The organism is Kribbella ginsengisoli (assembly GCF_039537185.1).
Taxonomy (GTDB): domain Bacteria; phylum Actinomycetota; class Actinomycetes; order Propionibacteriales; family Kribbellaceae; genus Kribbella; species Kribbella koreensis.
Window position 1 is genome coordinate 176,212 of sequence record NZ_BAABAA010000009.1, and the last position, 19,089, is coordinate 195,300.

Below are 19,089 nucleotides of genomic sequence, written 5' to 3' on the forward strand. Positions count from 1 at the left end.
CCGCCGGCCCTCACCCACTGGCGGCGGACCGCTGGCCCCTGCGCCACGCTTCAGCCCGCGGCTGGGTCCGCGCCCCAGGGGCGCGACCAGTCGTAGCGAACCGTGCCGGTGCCGGCCCGCCAGGCGGTCGGCGTGGTGTTCACCAGCCAGTCGAGCGGCTCGATCCCACCATCCGCGGCGTTGCCACCACTGAGCGCCAACCGTATACCGTCGCCAAGATCACGGTCTGTCCGCGGCGTCCTGGCTGCCGGGTCGACAGAGACGAACAGAGCGCTCCCCGACCTGGCGACGAGGTCGAGGAACTGGCGATTGAGTTCCCAGGGGGTCTGCGGCGTACAGGGCACGCAGTCAGCATCGACGGTGAAGAACCTTCGGTGCTGGGGCAGGCGGAAGGCGAGTGAGTTGACGCCCATCTTGCGGGTCCGCTCCCAGTCGCGGCCGGAGGTGTCGTCGCCGGTGCGCTGCACGTCGACGAGCCCGGCGGCCAGGTGGCCGACGGTGTTGCAGCCGATCAGGACGAGGTCGTCGGCGGCGGTGCGGATTTCGGCGTACAGGTCGAGGATGATCTCGGCGGTGGTACGGGTGGTGTCGTGGAACTGCCAGCCGTCGTCGGTGAGGTGGGCGCCCATCGCCGGGCCGAAGCGGCCGAACAGGTCGTAGCTGCTGAAATCGTGTTTGACGAGCTCGAAGCCCCAGTCCTTGAAGCGGCGGAGGTCGGCTCGGAGGAGGTCGAGGACTTCCGGGTACGTCGGGTCGAGGGCCCGGCCGAAGCCGTCGGACTGGCCTTGGCGACGCCACGGACCGTCTTCACGGGAGAGGAGTGGGCGGAACCAGAGGCCTGGCCGGGCGCCTAGGTCTTTGATCGCTTGGGCTGTTCGGGGCAGGTCGTCGAAGAGGCCGGAGATACCGCTCTCCCAGGGGCCGCCCGAGCCGTTGCCGCCGGGGTTCCAGCCGTCGTCGACGACGCTGAAGGGTTTGACGGGGTGGCCGTCGGCCAGTTCGACGACGGTTGCGGCGTCTTGCAGTACCGCCTTCTCGTCGAAGCCTTCGCCGTAGGCGTAGTACCAGTTGTTGGCGCCGACGACGGGGCCGATGTCTCGTGGGGTGATGGCCGTACTCATTGCTTCGACGGCCGAATGGAGGGTGCGCCACGGCGTACCGGCGTCTTCGAAGCGGCGGACCGTTGCTGCCTTCAGCTGGCGGCCGCCGAGGTGGGTCGGGCCGCCGCCGTTGCGGAGGTCGAGCCAGAGGGTGAAGCCGGTCTGGTCGACGGTCCAGGAACAGAAGGCGCCGGGGTGCACGTCGACGCCGGCGCCTTCGGTCTTGCCGGTCTTCTGATCATGAGCGAGCCAGTACCAGGGGAGGAACCGCTCAGGCTGGAGGTGGCGCCACTGCAGATCCCCGTACGACCGCTCCCACGCATCCCCGAGGATGAGCGCCTCGGCCGACACCGGCTCATCCCACCGCAGCGCTACTCGCGAAATGCCGCCTGCGGCGGTCACCAGCACCGCGCCGCCTGCGGCTGCGGGCGCGGCGGGGAGGAGGGCTGAGGCTGCGGCAGTGGAGGGCGGAGTCGAACCAGCTGGCGTCCAGGCGACCTCTACTCCAGCGACCGCCCAGCGGCCAGCCGCTGGGGACGCGGCGAGGAGGTCGTCCGTGGGGGTGGGCTGGATGAAGACCTGGGTCGGCTCTTTCACGGGAAAGAGCTTACCCAGATTTACCCCATCGAGTTGATTTAGTACGTCTTGTAATAGATCAGCTCGCCGGACTCCCCGGCGCCGGCGCCTTCGCTCGGGATGAAGAGCGTCATCACCAGGGCCGGCTGGCCGTTCGGGGCTCGGAGGGCGGTGATGGTCGGGTTGGCGAAGGCGGTGCTGCCGGCGTCGGTGCGGATCGTCGTACGGTCGGCGTTGCCGGTCTGGTAGTCGTAGACGAAGGTGCGCCAGGAGCCGAAGTCGCCCTTGGTGTACTGGCCCTCGATCAGGCCGAAGCTGTAGCCGCGGAAGCTGACCTGGTCGCGGTCGCCGATGTTGCCGCCGACGTTCCAGTACAGCAGCGCGTTGTCGAAGTTCGGCTGGGCCGACGTCGTCCAGGAGTTGAAGTTGGTCAGTCGGCCGCGTTGCTGGCGGTCGCGGTCGCAGTTCCACCAGTAGTGGCCGCCGAGGTCGATCGTCGAGTGGTCGATGTCCGGAGAGAGCGTGATCCCGTAGATGTTCGGGGTGCCCTCGGCGCAGGTCGAGAGGCGGCGGGGCGCGTCGAAGGAGCGGGTCACCCGGCCGGCCAGCAGGTCGGCGCGGTTGGCGAAGTACCGGAAGGCCAGGTGGTTGTTGCCGCCGCCGGGTTGCTCCTGCTCCCACGCCATCACGAAGCCGCCGTTGGATGCCTGGGCGATGGTCGGTTGGGAAGCGGGGCCGGTGTTGCTGCCGGCGAGTTCGCGGACCCAGTGCCAGGTGAGGAGGTCGGTCGAGGTGGCGAGGTTGACCCGGAAATGGCCGTCGCTCGCCATGTGGTGCGAGACGGCCAGGTAGCCGCCGGTGGTGTCCTGGATGATCTTGACGGTGTCCATCACGTGGCCGGCATCGTCCTTCGCGGCGTACCGCTTGCCGGTTGCTCCGACGACGTTCTCGACGATTCCGCGCAGCTCGGCCCGCGCTGGATCAGAAGCCGCGGTCGTGCCGGTGGCGCCTGTCGTGCCGGCGGTGGCGAGGGATGCCGGGGTTGCGATGGCGGTGAGGGCGAGTGCGGCGAGGAGCAGGCGGCGGGCGAGGTGCATGTCAGGTCCCCAGGGTTTCGATCGCTTCGACCAGGCGGTCAACGTCGGATTGATGCGTGTACGGCGCCAGGCCGACGCGGACCGCGCCGGTGTCGCCGAGGCCGAGACGGCGGGATGCCTCCAGCGCGTAGAAGGATCCGGCCGGCGCATTGATGCCCGACTCGGCCAGCTTGGCGGCGACGGCACGCGACTCCCAGCCGTCGACGGAGAACAACAACGTCGGCGTACGCCGCTGCGCGTGCCCGTAGAACGTGATCCCGTCGATCGCGGTCAGCCGGTTCTCGAGGTCGTCGCGCAGGGCGTCCTCGTGTTCCTCCACCAGGGCCAGCGAACCCAGTAAGCGCTCTCTGCGGTCACCGGTCGCCACTCCCCCGAGACCCGCGATGAAGTCGACGGCGGCGGTCGTGCCGGCCAGCAACTCGTACGGCAGGGTGCCGAACTCGAACCGCTCCGGCACGTTGTCAGTTGCCGGCAGCAACTTGTCGGGGTGGAGATCCTCGAGCAGGCCCGGCGCGGCCGACAGCACTCCGCAGTGCGGGCCGAAGAACTTGTACGGCGAACAGGCGTAGAAGTCGGCGAAGGACGCGTCGATCGGCGAGTGCGCGGTCAGGTGGACGCCGTCGACGTACACCAGCGCGCCGGCGTCGTGGACGAGCGTCGCGATCGCCTCGATGTCCGGGCGGGTGCCGATCAGGTTGGAGGCCGCCGTCACCGCGGCCAGCCGGGTCTGCGACGAGAGCAGCGGCGCGATGTCGTCCAGCTCCGAGGTCACCGGATCGAACTCGAGCCACTTGACCGTCGCGCCGGCCGCCTCGGCCGCCTGCACCCACGGCCGGATGTTCGCGTCGTGGTCGAGGCGGGTGACGATCACCTCGTCCCCCGGCCCCCAGTTCTTGGCGAGCGTACGCGCGAAGTCGTAGGTCAGCTGCGTCATGCTCCGGCCGAAGACGATGCCGCCCGGATCGGTCCCCAGCAGATCAGCCATCGCCTGCCGCGCGCCCACCACGATCGCGTCAGCCCGGCGCTCGGCAGCAGTCACCTGCCCACGGTTGGCCAGCGCCGACACCATCGTCGCCGCCACCGCGTCAGCCACCACCTGCGGCGTCTGCGACCCACCGGGCCCGTCGAAGTGCGCGGCCCCCTCACCCAACGCCGGAAACTGCTTGCGGACAGCATCCACATCGAAAGCCATGCCGCCATCCTGCCCCGAACCACCGACCGAAACCCGGCCGGCGAGTGTCGTCGCCTCCTATCAGCCGGGGCTCGGCTCTGGTGGCCGCAGGGTGACGGATTGTGCGGGGTTGCGCATGGTTGCCCAATTGCGGGCAGGAAGGCGAAATTGTCGGTGGGATGATGCAGGATGTCAGGAGTGAGCACCCTCTCGACTCCTGACAAGCCGCCCGTCCGGTCCTGGTTGCCGACCATGTTGTTGCTCGGCGCCATCTGGGGCTGCAGCTTCCTGTTCATCTCGGTCGGGGTGCGCGAGCTGCATCCGGCGTACCTCGCGCTCGGGCGGGTGATCGCCGGGTCGCTGGTGCTGCTCACGATCCTGGCGGTCAAGCGTGAGGCGCTGCCCCGGTCGCCGCGGGTCTGGGCGCACAACTTCGTCGCCGCGGCGATCGGCTCGGCCATTCCCTGGACCTTGTTCGGGTACGGCGAACAGCGCGTGCCGTCGTTGCTCGCGGGGATCTGGAACGGGATCACCCCGCTGGTCGTGCTGCCGATCGCCGTCTGGGTGTTCCGGACCGAGAGGTTCACGCTGCAACGGGTTCTCGGCCTGCTGATCGGTTTCGCCGGCATGATGGTGGTGCTCGGCGCATGGCAGCTGCACGGCGGCTCGGACCTGACCGGCCAGCTGTTCTGCATGGCGGCCGCGGTGTCGTACGGCGTCGCCATCCCGTACCAGAAGCGGTTCATTGCCGGCAGCAACCTGTCCGGGACCGCGCTGTCGGCGACTTTGCTGATCTGCTCGACGGTCCAGCTCGCGATCGCGGCCCCGATCCTGACCGGTCACGCCCCGCCGGCGCCGTCGTCGCTCTCGCTCCAGGCGATCGGCAGCGTGATCGCCCTCGGCGCGCTCGGCAGCGGAGTAGCGTTCGTGCTGAACCTGCGGCAGATCCGGCTGATCGGCGCGAGTATGACGTCGATGGTCACGTACATCATGCCGATCTTCGCGATCGTGGCCGGCGTGCTCGTGCTGGACGAGCACCTCACCTGGTACCAGCCGGTCGGCGCGGTGATCGTGCTGGCCGGGGTCGCGGTGTCCCAAGGGGTCGTCAGTACGGTCCGATCGCGCAAGCGGCCGAAAATCGCTGCTGAGCCGGAACCCGCTCCGGTACCGTGAAAACGCTGGGCCGCGCCGGTCGGGGGGAGACCTTCCGGCGCGAGCGCCCGGCGTACCGGGGAGGAAAGCATGAGCACGACCGCAGTACCTGACACGCACGAGATGGTGATCGTCCATCGCGTCTTCCGGCGCGAGTTCGGGCTACTGCCCGACCTGATCGGCCACGTGACCGTGGGCGACACCGAGCGCGCGGCGCTGGTCGGCGAGCACCTGACCGACCTCGTGGCGTCGCTGCATCACCACCACGAGGGCGAGGACGACCTGCTCTGGCCGCCGCTGCTGGAGAAGGCGTCGCTCGAGGCGGACCTGATCCATCGGATGGAGGGTCAGCACGCCGCACTGTCCATCGCGCTCGACCAGATCGACAAGCTCGCCCCGGCCTGGGCGGCCACGGCGAACCAGGCCGATCGGGACGCGCTCGCGACCGCGGTCAGGCAGGCAGCGGTGATCCTCGAAGAGCACATGGGCGAGGAGGAGCAGGAGATCCTGCCGCTGGTCCGCCAGTACCTGACCGCCGAGCAGTGGAACAGGCTGGGCGAGCGCGGCGCGAAGTCGATCGACGACAAGCGCAAGCGGCTGCTGTTCCTCGGCATGATCCTCGAGGAGTGCTCGCCGGAGGAGGAGCGGGACTTCCTGAAGCGGATCCCGGCACCGGTCCGGGTGCTCTGGAAGGTCGTCGGCCGCCGCACCTACGACGGCTACGTCCGGCTGATCAGGCGCTCTTCCTGAGGTTGGGCAGGGCCGCGACGATCACCGCGACGAGGGCGAGCAGGGTTCCGGCGACGACGGGGAGGGTGACCTCCTGGTCGGAGGCCGGCACGAACAGGTCGATGAAGAGGCTGCCGATCAGCTGACCGGCGATGGTGCCGAGGCCGAGCACGAACACGCCGACGATCCGGACGACGGCGGCTGCCGCGCTGATGAAGATGACGCCGCACATGCCCCCGAGGTACAGCCAGGGGTTGGACGGCAGGCTGTTCGGCGTACCGCGGACCAGCAGGTCGACGAAGAAGACGACCAGTAACGCGGCGAAGCCGACCAGGAAGTTGATCACCCCGGCCGCGATCGCTCCGGAGGCGTCGCCGGACGCAGTTTGGGCCACTCGGCCATTGATGGCTTGCTGCACGGCAGTGAAAACCCCACCCAGTGCGGGGAGCAGTGCGAGCAGTAGACCGGACGGGTGGTGCAACCGATCGGACACAGCCAGTACTACGGCCGCCGTCGCCAACACTGCACCCACTATCCGCAGTGGCGTATAGGCCTGGCGTCCGGCCGGGCCGAAGCCCAGCCGGTCCACTACCAAGCTACTGACGGCCTGCCCAGCCACTACGGCGACTATGAAGACTGCTACGCCGATCACCGACACCGTGATCGACTGGATGGCGACCAGGAACGCACCGGCGAGTCCACCGATGCACTGCCACCACCTGAGCAGTCCGCCGCCATCAGCAGGCGTCCTGATGGTTCGCCAGACCCTCCCCACCGACCGGCGTATCGGCGGGATCACCGCGCAGCCGGCCAGCAGGACGACGAGCCCGCTACCGAAGGAGATCAGCGCGGCCGGTACGCCGTCGCCGAGCACCTGGCCGAGCTCGCCGTTCAGCCGGGACTGGATCGCGAACAGCATCCCGATGCCGAAAGCCGCCGTGAGCCCGATGAACTGGTGCTGCTGGACACTCCGGGCAGGGCGGATCTCGGTTGCGGTCACTACCCCATCATGACCGTTCGGCGTCACACACCTGACATCAGGTCCGTCTGATGAGCGCCAGGTACATCGCGTCGGTGCCGTGAATGTGCGGCCAGAGCTGCAGGTCCGGCCCCTCCCCCAGCGACGGTACGTCCGGCAGGAGCCCGCGGGCGTCCTCCAGCACGGCGTCGCCGCGCTTCGCCAGTACTGCGTCCACAACCTCCCGCGTCTCCATCAGGTGCGGGGTGCAGGTCACATACGCGACCACGCCGCCCTTGCGGACAGAGGCGATCGCCGAGTCGAGCAGTTGCTCCTGCAGCGGACGCAGCTCGGCCACGTCCTCCGGAGTACGACGCCAGCGCGCCTCCGGGCGTCGCCGCAGAGCACCGAGCCCACTGCAGGGCACGTCGGCCAGCACCCGGTCGTACGAGCCTTCCGGCCAGGTCGGCTTGGTGCCGTCGCCGACCAGCACCTGGTGGTTTCCAGGCACAGCACGGAGGTTGGAGCGAACCAGTTCCGCACGGTGCGGCAGCGGCTCTACCGCTGTGATCGCTGCGCCCCGCTGGCGACCGATCGCCGCGAGCAAAGCGGCCTTACCGCCCGGTCCGGCGCACAGGTCGAGCCACTTGGCATCCCTGCCCTCCAGTGGCGCCATTGCGAGCGCAGTGGCGACCAACTGCGACCCTTCGTCCTGCACTCCAGCGCGCCCGGCAGAGACGGCCGAGATCTTGCCGGGGTCGCCTCCACCTTGCAGTACGGCGGCATAGGGCGAGTACTGCGCTCTGGTCGCTCCGGACTCGATCAGGTCGTCCACCTCGGCCAGGCCGGGCCGTGCCACCAGCGTCACCCGTGGTGGCTCGTTGTCGGCGTCCAGCAGCTCGTCCAGCTCATAGCCGTCCGTGTGGAGCGCGTCGGCGAAGGCCTCGACGATCCAGCGGGGATGCGCCTTCGCGATCGACAGGAACCCGAAGAGGTCGTCGTCGGAATGTGGGGCGACATCGACGATCCACTGGTCGAACGTGCGCTGGCTGACCTTGCGCAGTACCGCGTTGACCAAGCCACTGCGACTCTGGCCGGACACGGCGCGGGTCAGGGTGACCATCTCGTTGACCGCTGCGTAGGAGTCGACGCGCATCCGCAGCAGCTGGTGCGTGCCAAGGCGGAGCAGATCGAGCAGCTCGGGGTCGAGCTCGGCGAGTGGCCTGGAGACGTTGCCGGCGAGGATCGCGTCATACGTGCCCTGCCAGCGCAGCGTGCCGTGCACGAGTTCCGTGCAGAAGGCAGCGTCGCGGCCGCTCAGCTTCTGGTCGCGCAGGGCCTTGTTGAGGGCGAGGTTCGCATAGCCGTCCTGCGAGGTGACCTGCCGGATCACCTCGTAGGCAACCTGCCGGACCCGGTCGGGACGGCGCTGCGGTGCGCGGTTGCGAGGACTGCGGTCGCTCACTCTGCCTTCGATTCCGGACCGAGGAGGTCTTCGGCGGTGATCCGTACGCCGCGGGCCCAGTCGGCGGCGGCCATCGGCTTCTTGCCTTGCGGCTGGACGGTGGCGAGCTTCAGCACCTTGCTGCCGGTACCGACCTCGACACTCGACTTGGTCGCGCGCAGCTCGCCGGGCTTGAGGTCGTCTTCCGCGGTCAGGTCGACGTCGAGCACCTTCAGCCGCTCGCCACGGAACGTCGTCCACGCACCCGGCGCCGGGTTGCACCCACGCACGAGCCGGTCGACGCGCTGCGCCGGCGCGGTGAAGTCCAGCTCGGCGTCCTCGACGTTGATCTTCGGCGCCAGCGTGACGCCGTCGGCCGGCTGCTCGACGGCCACCAGGGCGCCGGCCTCGATGCCGTCGAGGGTGTCGACGAGCAGCTTGGCGCCGGACTCCGCAAGCCTGGCGAGCAGGTCTCCGGACGTGTCCTTCGGCCCGATCGGCTCAGTCAGTACGCCGTACACGGGCCCCGCGTCGAGCGCCTTGACGATCCGGAAGGTGCTGGCGCCGGTGACGTCGTCGCCGGAGATGATCGAGTGCTGCACCGGCGCGGCGCCACGCCAGGCCGGTAGTACGGAGAAGTGCAGGTTGATCCAGCCGTGCGGCGGGATGTCGAGCGCGGCCTGCGGGAGCAACCCGCCGTACGCGACGACCGGGCAGCAGTCCGGCGCGATCTCGGCCAGCCTGGCGAGGAACTCCGGGTCGCTCGGCTTGACCGGCTTGAGCACCTCGATGCCGAGCTCCTCGGCGTACTGGGCGACCGGCGAGGCGATCAGCTTGCGGCCTCGACCCGCCGTGGCGTCCGGCCGGGTGACCACGGCCACCAGCTCGTGGCTGCTGGCAACGATCGCGCGGAGCGCGGTGACGGACACCTCGGGGGTGCCGGCGAAAACTACTCTCACAGGCCGAATCCGTTCATGGGGTGCGGGGAGACCTTGACCTGCGGCGGACCGGACAGCCCGGACCACTCGGCCTCGCGGATCGCCTTCATCGCGGCCTTCCGGGTGAGCGTGTCCAGCCGGTCGACGAACAGTACGCCGTCCAGGTGGTCCGTCTCGTGCTGGATGCAGCGGGCGAGCAGGTCGGACCCCTCGATCACCACCGGCTCGCCGTACATGTTGAAGCCTCGGGCGACGACGCCCATCGCGCGGCGGCAGTCGAAGGTCAGGCCGGGCAGTGACAGGCAGCCCTCGGGCCCGAACTGCTCCTCGGCCGACAGGCTCAGCTCCGGGTTGACCAGGTGGCCGAGCTCGCCCTCGACGAAGTACGTGAAAACGCGCAGACCGACGCCGATCTGCGGCGCGGCCAGGCCCGAGCCGGGAGCGTCCTGCATGGTGTCGGTCAGGTCCGCGACCAGCCGGCGCAGCTCTGCGTCGAAGTCGACGACAGGGTCGGCCTTGGTGATCAGGACGGGATCGCCGAACAGACGGATGGGTTGGACCGACACGCAAACTCCACAGCACTCACCGAAGGGGGACCGGACAAGTCTAGTGGTCGCCCCGCTTGCCCCCTGCAAGCCGCCCTCGGTCGCTGACAGCGACCACCCCCCTCCACATTGTTGCCACAAGCACGTACTGTGGTCTCAGGCGTACCTACAGTCACAACCGTCACACGCCTCTCGGGAGACCACAATGCCCACAGCCACACGGGGGGCAGCCGGACTGATCCTGCTCGGCGCCCTGATAGCTCAAGCCCCACTGGCCGCCGCCTACACGCCGGCCGAGCCGGACTCAGGGATGGCAGCGCCCACGACCGGCCCCAGCGCGGCGCCGACCACGGTCCCTACGACTACTCCGACCGTGGAGCCGACCAGTACTCCGACGATCGACCCTGAGCCCGACCCGACCGCTCCCACCGCCCCGGACGACAGGTGGCCGGCGGGTGACCCGGTCAGCGAGCCGCCGACGGCCAACTCATGGACCGAGGTCGTGCAGGAGGTGATCCGCACGGCGCCGGAGTCGTCGATGCTGCGGGCAACCGCTCTCGCGGACCGGAGCAAGCAGGTGATGCGGTGCTTCAAGCTCGAGACCGAGAACTACTGCCTCGGACTGGGCTTCGTCGACCAACTGCCGAGTGGTGCGCAGCTCAGCGCGATGACCTCCGCGCCCGAGCCCGCGATCGGCAGCCGGAGCGCGGACGGTGACGCCGAGCAGGACATCGCGACCGGGGCGTTGTCGCCGGCCGATTTCGTGACCGAGCGGTCCTCGCTCTCGGACAACGCCCGGCTGGACGAGGAGCTCGACGAGATGAAGGCGGCGTGGGAAGGCCGCGCGAAGGCTCGCTCGCTGCGCGAACTCGACGTACCGGCCGGTACTACGGATGACACCACGGCCCCCACGACCGCGGCGACCGTGACGCCTACCCCGACTCCGACACCGCCGGTGTCGACGACGCCCGGTTCGCCCGGTGAGCCGAAGCCGAAGCCGCCGGTGTCCGTACCGGTGAAGCTGCCGTCCTCGTCGTACATCATGAAGGGCTACGCCACCTCGCAGGACAAGGGCTACTGGTGTGGCCCGGCGACCTTCCAGTCGATCGACTGGGCCGACGACAACCAGAAGGACACCCAGTCGTCCTGGGCCAAGGACCTCGGCGCGTCCAGCTCCGGCACCGGGATCTCGTCGATGGTCAAGCAGACCAACCTGAAGACGAACTGGGACCTCGCGGCGGGCACGTACATCGTCCAGAACGTCGGCCACTGGAACACCCAGAAGTTCTTCGACGTGCACCGCAACCACCTCGGCGACGCCAAGCCGGCGCCGGTGATCGAGCACGTACAGCTGCTGAAGCGGTACTTCCCCTACCTGGCGTTCAACCACAGCGGCCACTACCAGGTCGGCCGCGGCTACGACGCCAACAAGGGCACGATCGCCATCTACGAGGTGTTCAACGAGCGCCGCTTCAACAGCCGCGGCAATACGACCAACGGGCCGAAGAACATCCCCGCCTCGGCGATGTTCAACGCGACCTTGGCCAACACCTTCCAGAACATCGGCCTGTAGGCGATGCGTCGAACACTCGCCCCTGTCGCGGTCTTCGCCGGGCTGGCGCTGCTCGTCAGCGCCTGCTCGTCGGACCAACCGCAGAGCGCTCCCCCGACCACAACCGGTACGCCGGGCAACACCCAGACCCCGTCGAGCCCGGACAGTACGCCGAGCTCGCCGAGCATCCCGCCCACGCCGGCCGGGCCACCTCGATTGACCAAGATTCTGCAGCAGCCTGTCGACGGTCAGCATGTTGTCACCCAGCAGCGGAAGTACCTGGTCACCCGCGGCAGCGACGACGCCGGCGTCACGACCGTGACGGACCGGGCGAGCAAGCGGATCGTCGTCAAGCACGTGCCGCCGACTGGCTTCGTCGCGCAGTCGCCGGTGGTGATCGATGACCGGTGGGCGCTGATCGAGGACATCCGCGACGACGGACCGGACCCGCAGATCCGGGCGTACCGGTACGACCTGAGCACTGGGAAGTCCGTCGATCTGGCCTCGCACAAAGCGCTCCCCCGGATCTCCGAGCCGGAGATCGGGGCGGCCGGTGGGACCTTCGCCTACAGCAGTACCGACGCGAAGCGCAGGTCCTGCCTGGTGATCGCCGAGCTGGCGTCACTGAAGGCGCGCACGGTCAGTTGCGTGGCCGATCCGGGATACGTCGCGGACCCGGTCGTGTCGGCCGACTCGGTGACCTTCAGCGAGATCACCGCGCCGCAGACGACCCGGCGGTGCAAGCGGCTGCTGACTGCGCCGCTGGCCGGTGGCACGGCCAAACCTGTCGTGGCGGCCAAGAACTGCATCCAGTGGAGCGGCGCTTCATTGCGCGGGGCAACCGTCTGGTCGGAGATCGGCGCGTCGGATCCGGATCAGTACCAGAGCACCGCATACGTCCGGGAGACGGCCGGCGGATCGGCCCGGTCGCTCGGGCCGATCGTCACCGACACCATCGTTGCTTGTGGCAACTGGATTCACTGGGAGGTACGGACGGTCACGGAGGGCGTGGAGCGCTTCCAGCTGCAACGCTGGCAGCCGGGGCTGGCCCGCCCGCAGCGCGTCTACGCCACTCCCCCGGACGCTGCCGTCACCCCGCCCACCTGCCAGGACGGCAACCTCATCTTCGAGGTCGCCCACCTCGGTGCGGGCTCGAAGTACACCGAGGCTCTTCAGGTGACCACCGCCTAGACCGGCAGGCCGCGCTCTCTGAGCTGTTGGCGGAGAGTGGCGGCGTCGGTGAAGACCTCGGCGTCGAGGCCGACCGCGCGGGCGGCGACGATGTTGTAGTCCTTGTCGTCGGTGTAGAAGCTGCGGGCCGGGTCGAGGTCGTAGCGCTCGAGCAGGATGCGGTAGATCTTCTCGTCGGGCTTGATCGTCTGCTCGGTGCCCGAGACGACCTCACCGGTGAAGCCGGCCAGGATCGGGAACGCCTGCTTGGCGATCTCCCACTTCTCCGCCGAGAAGTTCGTCAGCGCGTACGTCGGGATGCCCTGCGCCCGCAGTTCGGTGAGCAGGGCGGCGGTGTCCTCGATCAGGCCGTCGACCATCTTGAGCCAGCCGGTGTCGTACGCCTCGATCCACTCCGCGTGCTCCGGGTGCAGCGAACTCAGCTCGGCGACCGCCTCGGCCCAGCTGCGGCCGGCGTCCATCTGCAGGTTCCACTCGGGGGTGGCGACCTTGGTCAGGAAGTGCTCACGCTGCCCGGCGTCGGGGATCAGCTCGCGGTACAGGTGCTCAGGGTTCCAGTCCAGCAACACCCCACCGATATCGAACACCACATCATCAATGCTCCGCTCACTCATACCGCCACCCTACGAAACGCGTGGTCGCCGCCTGCGCTAGGCGCTGGGCACGAGCCCTTCCTCGGCCGCGTTGTTCGCGGCTGCTCGCGCGTGCAGAGCCGGCGCCAACGCGAGCTGACCGACGAACAGGATCCCGCCAAGCACCGCGCAACCGGCCCAGACGGTCACCCGGCCTGCGTGTTCGAGGGTGTTCGTACCGAGCAACGGACCGATGACACTGCCCAGGCCGAACGACATGCTCCCGGCCAGCCCCATGTAGCCGCCGCGCAGGTCGACCGGCGCGAGATCGGCGAAGACCGCGCCGATCACGGCCGCGAACCCGATCTCCCCGATCGTCCACACGACCACCGACAGCCCGTACCCCCACCAGCTGTGCACGATCGCGCCCAGCCCGAAGCCCGCCCCGACGATCAGCATCGAGCCGGCCAGCAGCTTCGGCCGGTCGAGCGCCGCCAGCCGACGGTTGACGAACGGCTGCACCAGCACGATCACCACACCGTTCAACGCGATCACCAGGCCGTACGTCGACGACGGCAGTCCGTCCCCGGCCATCGCCAGCGGCAACGTCGAGTACCCCTGGAAGTAGATCGTCGCGTAGCCGATCTGGAGCAGGATCATCAGCAGGAAGGTGGTGTCCCGCAACGCGACCGGCAGCAACGGACGGCGTGGGCCGTCGTCGAGGACCGGCCGGGTCTCCGGCACCATCCGCCAGATCACCAGCGCCGCGACTACCGACGTACCGGCGTTGATCCAGAACAGCCAGTTGTAGCCGATGCTCGCGAGCACGCCGGCGCTGACCGTCGAGACCGAGAAGCCGAGGTTGATCGCCCAGAACAGCAGCCCGTACGCCCGGACGCGCTCTCTTGGCTGCAACAGGTCGGCGACGGTCGCCTGAACCGCCGGCCGGAACAGGTCTCCCATCAGGCCGACCACGAAGGCGGCCGCCCAGATCGTCATCATCGAGCGCGCCGAGCCGAGCAGGATGAGCGCGGCCGCAGTACCGAAGAAGCCGATCAGCATCGTGCGGCGGCGGCCGAATCGGTCGGAGAGCCAGCCGCCGACGAGCTGCGAGACGACGGATCCGGCACCGACCGCAGCCGCCACCGCACCCGCCGTGCCGGCGGAGAGGTGGCGGTCCTGGGTCAGGTACAGAACCAGGAAGGGCTGCACGAAACTGCCGAGCCGGTTGACCAGCTGGCAGACCCACAGAGCCCAGAAAGCGCGTGGCAGGCGCGGAGCGTCGTTCATGTTCTCTACTCTCGGTGGGCCCGGCGGCAGTGTCGAACATTAGGGCCAGGACTAATCCTTTCACCGCGGCGGTCACCGAGATTAGAGTGCGGGAGTGATCACTCTCAGGCTCAGCACCGACGACGTGAGCCGGATCAGGTTCGCGTTCTCGCCGGTCTGGGAGACGGTGACGAGCATCCGGGCGTTGAGCAACAGTACGGCGAACAGCGTGCACGGACCGTGGCTGCGCAAGGTCCGGCCGGTGCTGGCCGGGTACGACCTGTCGTTGCTCAAGGCCCTCATTCCGCCGGTCAGCTACATCCCCGACTTCATGACGCCGGCCCCGCCGCGCCGGTCGACCAGCTTCGAGTCAGGGCTCGCGGCGGTCGCCGCCACTCCCCTTCCGCTCGTCGTCGCCGAGTTGACGAAGTTGCACGAGGACACCCCGCACCCGATGCTGCCGGAGCTGATCGCCAAGCCGGCCAAGGCGCTGGACCGGATCACGTCGGCGCTCGAGGAGTACTGGCATCTCGCGATCGAGCCGGACTGGCGGCGGATGCGGGCGCTGGTGCAGGACGACCTCGCGTTCCGGCTGGAGGAGCTGGCCAGCGGTGGCGTCGAGCGGGTGTTCCGCAATCTCCATCCCTCGGTGAACTTCCGCGGCGACCGGATCGAGATCGACCGCCCGTACTGCTGCGATGGCGAGCCACTCCCCGGCCAGGGCCTGCTGCTCGTACCGTGCGTCTTCGCCTGGCCGGCCGCCCTCCCGGTGACCGCTGCGCCGCACGTGCCGACCATCACCTACCCGCCCCGCGGCCTCGGCCGCCTATGGGAGTACCAGGAAGACGCCAGCGAATCACCCCTCGGCGACCTGGTCGGCAAAACCAGAGCCGCCATCGTCGGCCATCTCGACCTACCGATGTCGACCACCCACCTGGCCCACCAGCTAGGCGTCTCCGCCCCCACCCTCAGCGTCCACCTGAGCATCCTCCGCGCCTCCGGCGTAGTCGACTCCCGCCGCGACGGCCGCGCAGTCCTCTACTACCGCACCTCCCTAGGCGACCATCTGCTGAGCGCCTCCCGCCCCGCCGCCCTAGCCTCCGCCTGACCCAGCTAGTACGGCTGGCCCGGGCGCCCGCTGACCCGGCTAGCCCCGGCCGTCCGCTGACCCGGCTGTCCGCTGACCCGTCCGTCCGCTGACCCGGCTGGACCCGCTGGCCCGAGCCGGACCGTGGCTGCTAGCCGAAGGCTGCTGGGTCGACCTGGACTCGGACGGAGCCGAGTAGTTTCTTGGTGCTTCGGGCTGCCTGGCCTTCCTTGAGTGCCCGCGCCAGGTGTGGGCCGGAGGCTCGTGGGGTTCGGACGACAGCGCGCGAGGTCTCGTCGTCGATCGCCACCGGGCCGAGAACCTCCAAGCCCGCTTGGGGGTCCACCAACTGCTGCACCCGGGCGACGAGATCCGAGACAGCATCCGTCGGTCCGGTCAACTCGGCCAGCTTGGCGGCTGGGGCCAGGCGCGCGGTACGGCGCTCCTCCAGCTCACGCAGCGCGAACCCCTCGGGGCTCCAGCGGACGATCGCCTGCAGGGGCACGGCCGACGGCTCCCCCACCAGGATCACCATGCCGCCGTCACTCGCCGACCGAACCAATGCGGCCGCGTTGAACCACCGCCGTACGGCCTCCTCAGGAGCACGCAGATCTGGTCGCGCCAGCAACAGCCACGTGTCGAGCAGCAACGCCGCGCTGTAGCCACCCGCGGCGACCGGCTCGGCGCCTGGGGTGGTGACGATCAGGGCGGGCTCGTCGGAGACGGAGTCGAGCATGTTGTCGCCACCCGACGTCCGGACGAGCACTCCGGGGAAGGCCCGGCCCAGCTCCTCCGCAGTACGCCGGGCGCCGACGATCGCGGCACGCATCCGCGTGTCACCGCACTCGGGACAGCGGTGATCCGCCGCCGGACGACCGCACACGCTGCAGCTCGGCGGACCCGATCCACCGGTACGGCGTAGCGAACCGCCGCAAGTGGAACAGCGCGACGGCGCCCGGCACGTCTGGCAGACAAGGCTCGGCAGGTATCCCGCTCGCGGGACCTGGACGAGCACCGGCCCCGTCTTCAACCCTTCCCGCGCGATCTCGAAGGCCCGGTGCGGAAGGCGTGCTGCCCGGGCCGCCGGGTCCCGCTTGAGGTCGTGGTCGGACTCGCCCGAAATGTGGATGGACGGCGCCGCGGCCCGGACCACCTTGCGGTCGGCGATCAGCTCCACAGCCCAGCCCGACTCGATCAGCGCTGCAGCCTCGGCAGATCGCGCGAACCCACCAAGGAGCACGGCACACTTCTGCCGGTACGCGCGCAGCAGCAACACCTCGCGTGCATGCGGGTAAGGCGCGCGCGGTTCGGCGTACGAATCGTCGCCGTCGTCCCACAACGCAACGAGCCCCAGGTCGGCAACGGGCGCGAAGGCTGCAGCACGCGTGCCGATCACTACACGGGTCGCGCCGCGCAACGCGGCAAGAAACGCTCGGTACCGCGCGGTCGGACCGAGGTCGGCAGAGAGCGTGACAAACCCATCCGGGCCGAGCACCGCAGTACAGGCGGCTTCCAGTCGCTCGAGGTCGCGGGCGTCCGGCGCCAGCAGAAGCGCCCCACGACCTGACGAGGCACAGACAGCCGCCGCCTGCGCAAAGGCGGTCGCCCAATCAGCCCCGGCGACAGCAGTCCAGATCGCGCGCGGCCCTTCGGACCGGGTCAACGCGTCGAGGAAGCCCGAAGCCAGCGGGTACGGCGCCCACTCCGAGCGCGAGCCGGACGTCACCGGGCGGACGGGTTGGGTGCACTTCAGCACCTCGGCCTCGACCTTCGCATGGCGAGGCGGCACCGCGAGGCGGGTCACGTCCGCCAGCACCCCGGCGTACCGGTCGGCAACTGCGCGACACAGATCGGCGACCTCGGGGGTGAGCACCTGCTCCGGCGAGACGACCTTCCGGATCCGGGCCAGCTTGCCCTCGTGCTCGGACGACTCGAGCCGCTCCAGCACGAACCCGTCCAGGTCCTTGCCCGCGAACCGCACCTTCACCCGCGCACCCGGCTGAGCAGCGTCGGCGAGGTCGTCGGGAACCAGGTAGTCGAACGGCCGGTCCAGATGCGGCAACGGCATGTCGACCGCGATCCGGGCGACCGGCAACGACGTGGTGATCCCGGCCGGTTCCTTGGTCCGCGAACGCCGAACGGTCTCGCGAAGCAGCGTCAGCTGCTCAGGTGAGTCCCCGTTCGATGCCACCGCCGAAGCCTAGTCCGCCTGGCCGACATCCCGCGTCACCCCTGTGCACAACCCGCCACAACTGCCGACCTTGAACACCGAACGGCGACCTTGAACAGGTAATAACTTGTTCAAGGTCGCCGTTTGGTGTTCAAGGTGACCGCTTGGTGCGCGAGGTGACTACTTCGTGTGCAAGGTGACTACTTGGTGTGCGAGGTGACTACTTGTTGACCGCTGCCTTCAGGGCTTCGACGCGGTCGGTGCGCTCCCAGGTGAAGGCTTCGCCGGTACGCCCGAAGTGGCCGTTGCGGGCCGTCTGCGCGTAGATCGGGCGGAGCAGGTCGAGGTCACGGATGATCGCGGCCGGGCGCAGATCGAAGACCTTGAGCACCGCGTCGCTGATCTTGTCCACCGGGACCGTCTCGGTGCCGAAGGTGTCGACGTAGAAGCCGACCGGCGCCGCCTTGCCGATCGCGTAGGCGACCTGGCACTCGGCCCGCGCGGCCAGGCCGGCGGCGACGATGTTCTTCGCCACCCAGCGCATCGCGTACGCCGCCGAGCGGTCGACCTTCGACGGGTCCTTGCCCGAGAACGCGCCGCCACCGTGGCGGGCCATCCCGCCGTAGGTGTCGATGATGATCTTGCGGCCGGTCAGCCCGGCGTCGCCCATCGGGCCGCCGATCTCGAACCGGCCGGTCGGGTTGACCAGCAGCCGGTAGTCGGTCGAGTCGATGTCGAACTGCTCGAGCACCGGGTCGACGACATGCTTCTTCACGTCCGGCGACAGCATCGAGTCCAGGCTGATGTCGGCCGCGTGCTGGCTGGACACCACCACGGTGTGCACCCGGACGGCCTTGTCACCGTCGTACTCGATCGTCACCTGGGTCTTGCCGTCCGGCCGCAGGTACGCCATCGTGCCGTCCTTGCGGACCTCGGACAGCCGCGCGGACAGCCGGTGCGCGATGGTGATCGGGAGCGGCATCAGCTCGGGCGTCTCGTTCGACGCGTAGCCGAACATCAGCCCCTGGTCGCCGGCGCCCTGCAGGTCGAGCGCGTCCTCGGACAGGTCCGAGCGCGTCTCGTACGCCGTGTCGACACCCTGCGCGATGTCCGGCGACTGGCTGCCGATGGCGACCGTGACGCCACAGGACGCGCCGTCGAAGCCCTTCAGGGAGGAGTCGTAGCCGATCTCGAGGATCCGGTTCCGGACGATGCCGGGGATGTCCACGTACGCCGACGTCGTGACCTCGCCGGCCACCACCACCAGCCCGGTGGTCACCAGCGTCTCCACCGCGACGCGGCTCTTCGGGTCCTCGGCCAGCAGTGCGTCGAGAATCGAGTCACTGATCTGGTCAGCGATCTTGTCCGGGTGACCTTCAGTCACCGACTCGGACGTGAAAAGGCGCCGTGCCACGGATTCTCCCTGGATTTCCTCGTCTGCCACCCGGCAAGGGAGATCGTCCCCCGCCCGCACACCACCTCACGCGGTGTTCCCTGGAAGTATGCCAGCAGATCGTTCCGCGGACCCGGAAGCGGCC

Annotated in this window: 16 protein-coding genes; 5 read left to right on the forward strand and 11 right to left on the reverse strand. The window is 69.1% G+C overall.

Features of this window, described 5'->3' with window-relative positions:
* Positions 1 to 50 precede the first annotated feature (50 nt).
* From ABD768_RS29825 to ABD768_RS29835, 3 genes are read right to left on the reverse strand one after another with little or no spacing between them, the layout of a single operon-like run.
* Complete coding sequence (locus ABD768_RS29825; protein WP_344846213.1) at positions 51 to 1,697, reverse strand: alpha-amylase family protein; 1,647 nt, start codon at positions 1,695 to 1,697, stop codon at positions 51 to 53.
* A gap of 38 nt (positions 1,698 to 1,735) precedes the next feature.
* Positions 1,736 to 2,773, reverse strand: a complete 1,038-nt coding sequence (locus ABD768_RS29830; RefSeq protein WP_344846215.1) for a hypothetical protein — start codon at positions 2,771 to 2,773, stop codon at positions 1,736 to 1,738.
* 1 nt (position 2,774) lies between these two features.
* Positions 2,775 to 3,965: a cysteine desulfurase-like protein gene (locus ABD768_RS29835; RefSeq protein ID WP_344846217.1), complete on the reverse strand. Its 1,191-nt coding sequence runs from the start codon at positions 3,963 to 3,965 to the stop codon at positions 2,775 to 2,777.
* Between the two features lie 168 nt (positions 3,966 to 4,133).
* Here ABD768_RS29835 and ABD768_RS29840 point away from each other — a divergent pair, with 168 nt between their 5' ends.
* Positions 4,134 to 5,117 carry a DMT family transporter gene (locus tag ABD768_RS29840; RefSeq protein ID WP_425558459.1) on the forward strand — a complete coding sequence of 328 codons (984 nt, stop codon included), beginning with the start codon at positions 4,134 to 4,136 and terminating at the stop codon, positions 5,115 to 5,117.
* Between the two features lie 69 nt (positions 5,118 to 5,186).
* Positions 5,187 to 5,846: a hemerythrin domain-containing protein gene (locus ABD768_RS29845; protein ID WP_344846221.1), complete on the forward strand. Its 660-nt coding sequence runs from the start codon at positions 5,187 to 5,189 to the stop codon at positions 5,844 to 5,846.
* Here the strand turns inward: ABD768_RS29845 and ABD768_RS29850 are convergent.
* From ABD768_RS29850 to def, 4 genes are read right to left on the reverse strand one after another with little or no spacing between them, the layout of a single operon-like run.
* Positions 5,830 to 6,825: a DMT family transporter gene (locus ABD768_RS29850; protein ID WP_343965780.1), complete on the reverse strand. Its 996-nt coding sequence runs from the start codon at positions 6,823 to 6,825 to the stop codon at positions 5,830 to 5,832. The genes ABD768_RS29845 and ABD768_RS29850 overlap by 17 nt on opposite strands.
* Before the next feature lie 37 nt (positions 6,826 to 6,862).
* Positions 6,863 to 8,248: an RsmB/NOP family class I SAM-dependent RNA methyltransferase gene (locus tag ABD768_RS29855; RefSeq protein ID WP_343965782.1), complete on the reverse strand. Its 1,386-nt coding sequence runs from the start codon at positions 8,246 to 8,248 to the stop codon at positions 6,863 to 6,865.
* Entirely contained in the window at positions 8,245 to 9,186 is a 942-nt protein-coding gene (fmt, locus tag ABD768_RS29860; RefSeq protein ID WP_344846224.1) for a methionyl-tRNA formyltransferase, read from the reverse strand. Before fmt ends, ABD768_RS29855 begins: the two co-directional genes overlap by 4 nt.
* Positions 9,183 to 9,731 (reverse strand): peptide deformylase, encoded by a 549-nt coding sequence (def, locus tag ABD768_RS29865; RefSeq protein WP_343965786.1) that lies wholly within the window; start codon positions 9,729 to 9,731, stop codon positions 9,183 to 9,185. The genes fmt and def overlap by 4 nt, the downstream gene beginning before the upstream one ends.
* 184 nt (positions 9,732 to 9,915) lie before the next feature.
* On the opposite strand from def, the gene ABD768_RS29870 reads away from it, so the two are divergent.
* Both ABD768_RS29870 and ABD768_RS29875 read left to right on the forward strand, forming a co-directional pair.
* Positions 9,916 to 11,283: a C39 family peptidase gene (locus ABD768_RS29870; RefSeq protein WP_344846227.1), complete on the forward strand. Its 1,368-nt coding sequence runs from the start codon at positions 9,916 to 9,918 to the stop codon at positions 11,281 to 11,283.
* Positions 11,284 to 11,286: 3 nt separating this feature from the next.
* Positions 11,287 to 12,453: a hypothetical protein gene (locus ABD768_RS29875; protein ID WP_343965791.1), complete on the forward strand. Its 1,167-nt coding sequence runs from the start codon at positions 11,287 to 11,289 to the stop codon at positions 12,451 to 12,453.
* On the opposite strand, the gene ABD768_RS29880 is transcribed toward ABD768_RS29875, so the two are convergent.
* Together ABD768_RS29880 and ABD768_RS29885 are read right to left on the reverse strand one after the other, a co-directional pair.
* Entirely contained in the window at positions 12,450 to 13,067 is a 618-nt protein-coding gene (locus ABD768_RS29880; RefSeq protein WP_343965793.1) for an HAD family hydrolase, read from the reverse strand. The two genes, ABD768_RS29875 and ABD768_RS29880, sit on opposite strands and share 4 nt — an antisense overlap.
* A gap of 36 nt (positions 13,068 to 13,103) precedes the next feature.
* Positions 13,104 to 14,315 (reverse strand): MDR family MFS transporter, encoded by a 1,212-nt coding sequence (locus tag ABD768_RS29885; protein ID WP_344846229.1) that lies wholly within the window; start codon positions 14,313 to 14,315, stop codon positions 13,104 to 13,106.
* A gap of 94 nt (positions 14,316 to 14,409) precedes the next feature.
* Between ABD768_RS29885 and ABD768_RS29890 the strand changes: the two genes are divergently transcribed.
* Positions 14,410 to 15,402: an ArsR/SmtB family transcription factor gene (locus ABD768_RS29890; RefSeq protein ID WP_344846231.1), complete on the forward strand. Its 993-nt coding sequence runs from the start codon at positions 14,410 to 14,412 to the stop codon at positions 15,400 to 15,402.
* 130 nt (positions 15,403 to 15,532) lie between these two features.
* Here ABD768_RS29890 and ABD768_RS29895 read toward each other — a convergent pair whose 3' ends face one another.
* Positions 15,533 to 17,572, reverse strand: coding sequence for a primosomal protein N' (locus ABD768_RS29895; protein ID WP_344846233.1), 2,040 nt, complete (start codon positions 17,570 to 17,572; stop codon positions 15,533 to 15,535).
* 199 nt (positions 17,573 to 17,771) lie between these two features.
* Positions 17,772 to 18,965, reverse strand: coding sequence for a methionine adenosyltransferase (gene metK / locus ABD768_RS29900; RefSeq protein WP_344846235.1), 1,194 nt, complete (start codon positions 18,963 to 18,965; stop codon positions 17,772 to 17,774).
* Between the last annotated feature and the right edge of the window lie 124 nt (positions 18,966 to 19,089).

What these genes read in the sequence shown, in the direction of transcription:
- ABD768_RS29870 (WP_344846227.1), top strand. Translation starts at nt 9,916, where the DNA reads ATGCCCACAGCCACACGGGGGGCAGCCGGACTGATCCTGCTCGGCGCC.
- ABD768_RS29885 (WP_344846229.1), bottom strand. Translation starts at nt 14,315, where the DNA reads ATGAACGACGCTCCGCGCCTGCCACGCGCTTTCTGGGCTCTGTGGGTC.
- ABD768_RS29830 (WP_344846215.1), bottom strand. Translation starts at nt 2,773, where the DNA reads ATGCACCTCGCCCGCCGCCTGCTCCTCGCCGCACTCGCCCTCACCGCC.
- ABD768_RS29880 (WP_343965793.1), bottom strand. Translation starts at nt 13,067, where the DNA reads ATGAGTGAGCGGAGCATTGATGATGTGGTGTTCGATATCGGTGGGGTG.
- ABD768_RS29835 (WP_344846217.1), bottom strand. Translation starts at nt 3,965, where the DNA reads ATGGCTTTCGATGTGGATGCTGTCCGCAAGCAGTTTCCGGCGTTGGGT.
- ABD768_RS29840 (WP_425558459.1), top strand. Translation starts at nt 4,134, where the DNA reads ATGTCAGGAGTGAGCACCCTCTCGACTCCTGACAAGCCGCCCGTCCGG.
- ABD768_RS29875 (WP_343965791.1), top strand. Translation starts at nt 11,287, where the DNA reads ATGCGTCGAACACTCGCCCCTGTCGCGGTCTTCGCCGGGCTGGCGCTG.
- ABD768_RS29845 (WP_344846221.1), top strand. Translation starts at nt 5,187, where the DNA reads ATGAGCACGACCGCAGTACCTGACACGCACGAGATGGTGATCGTCCAT.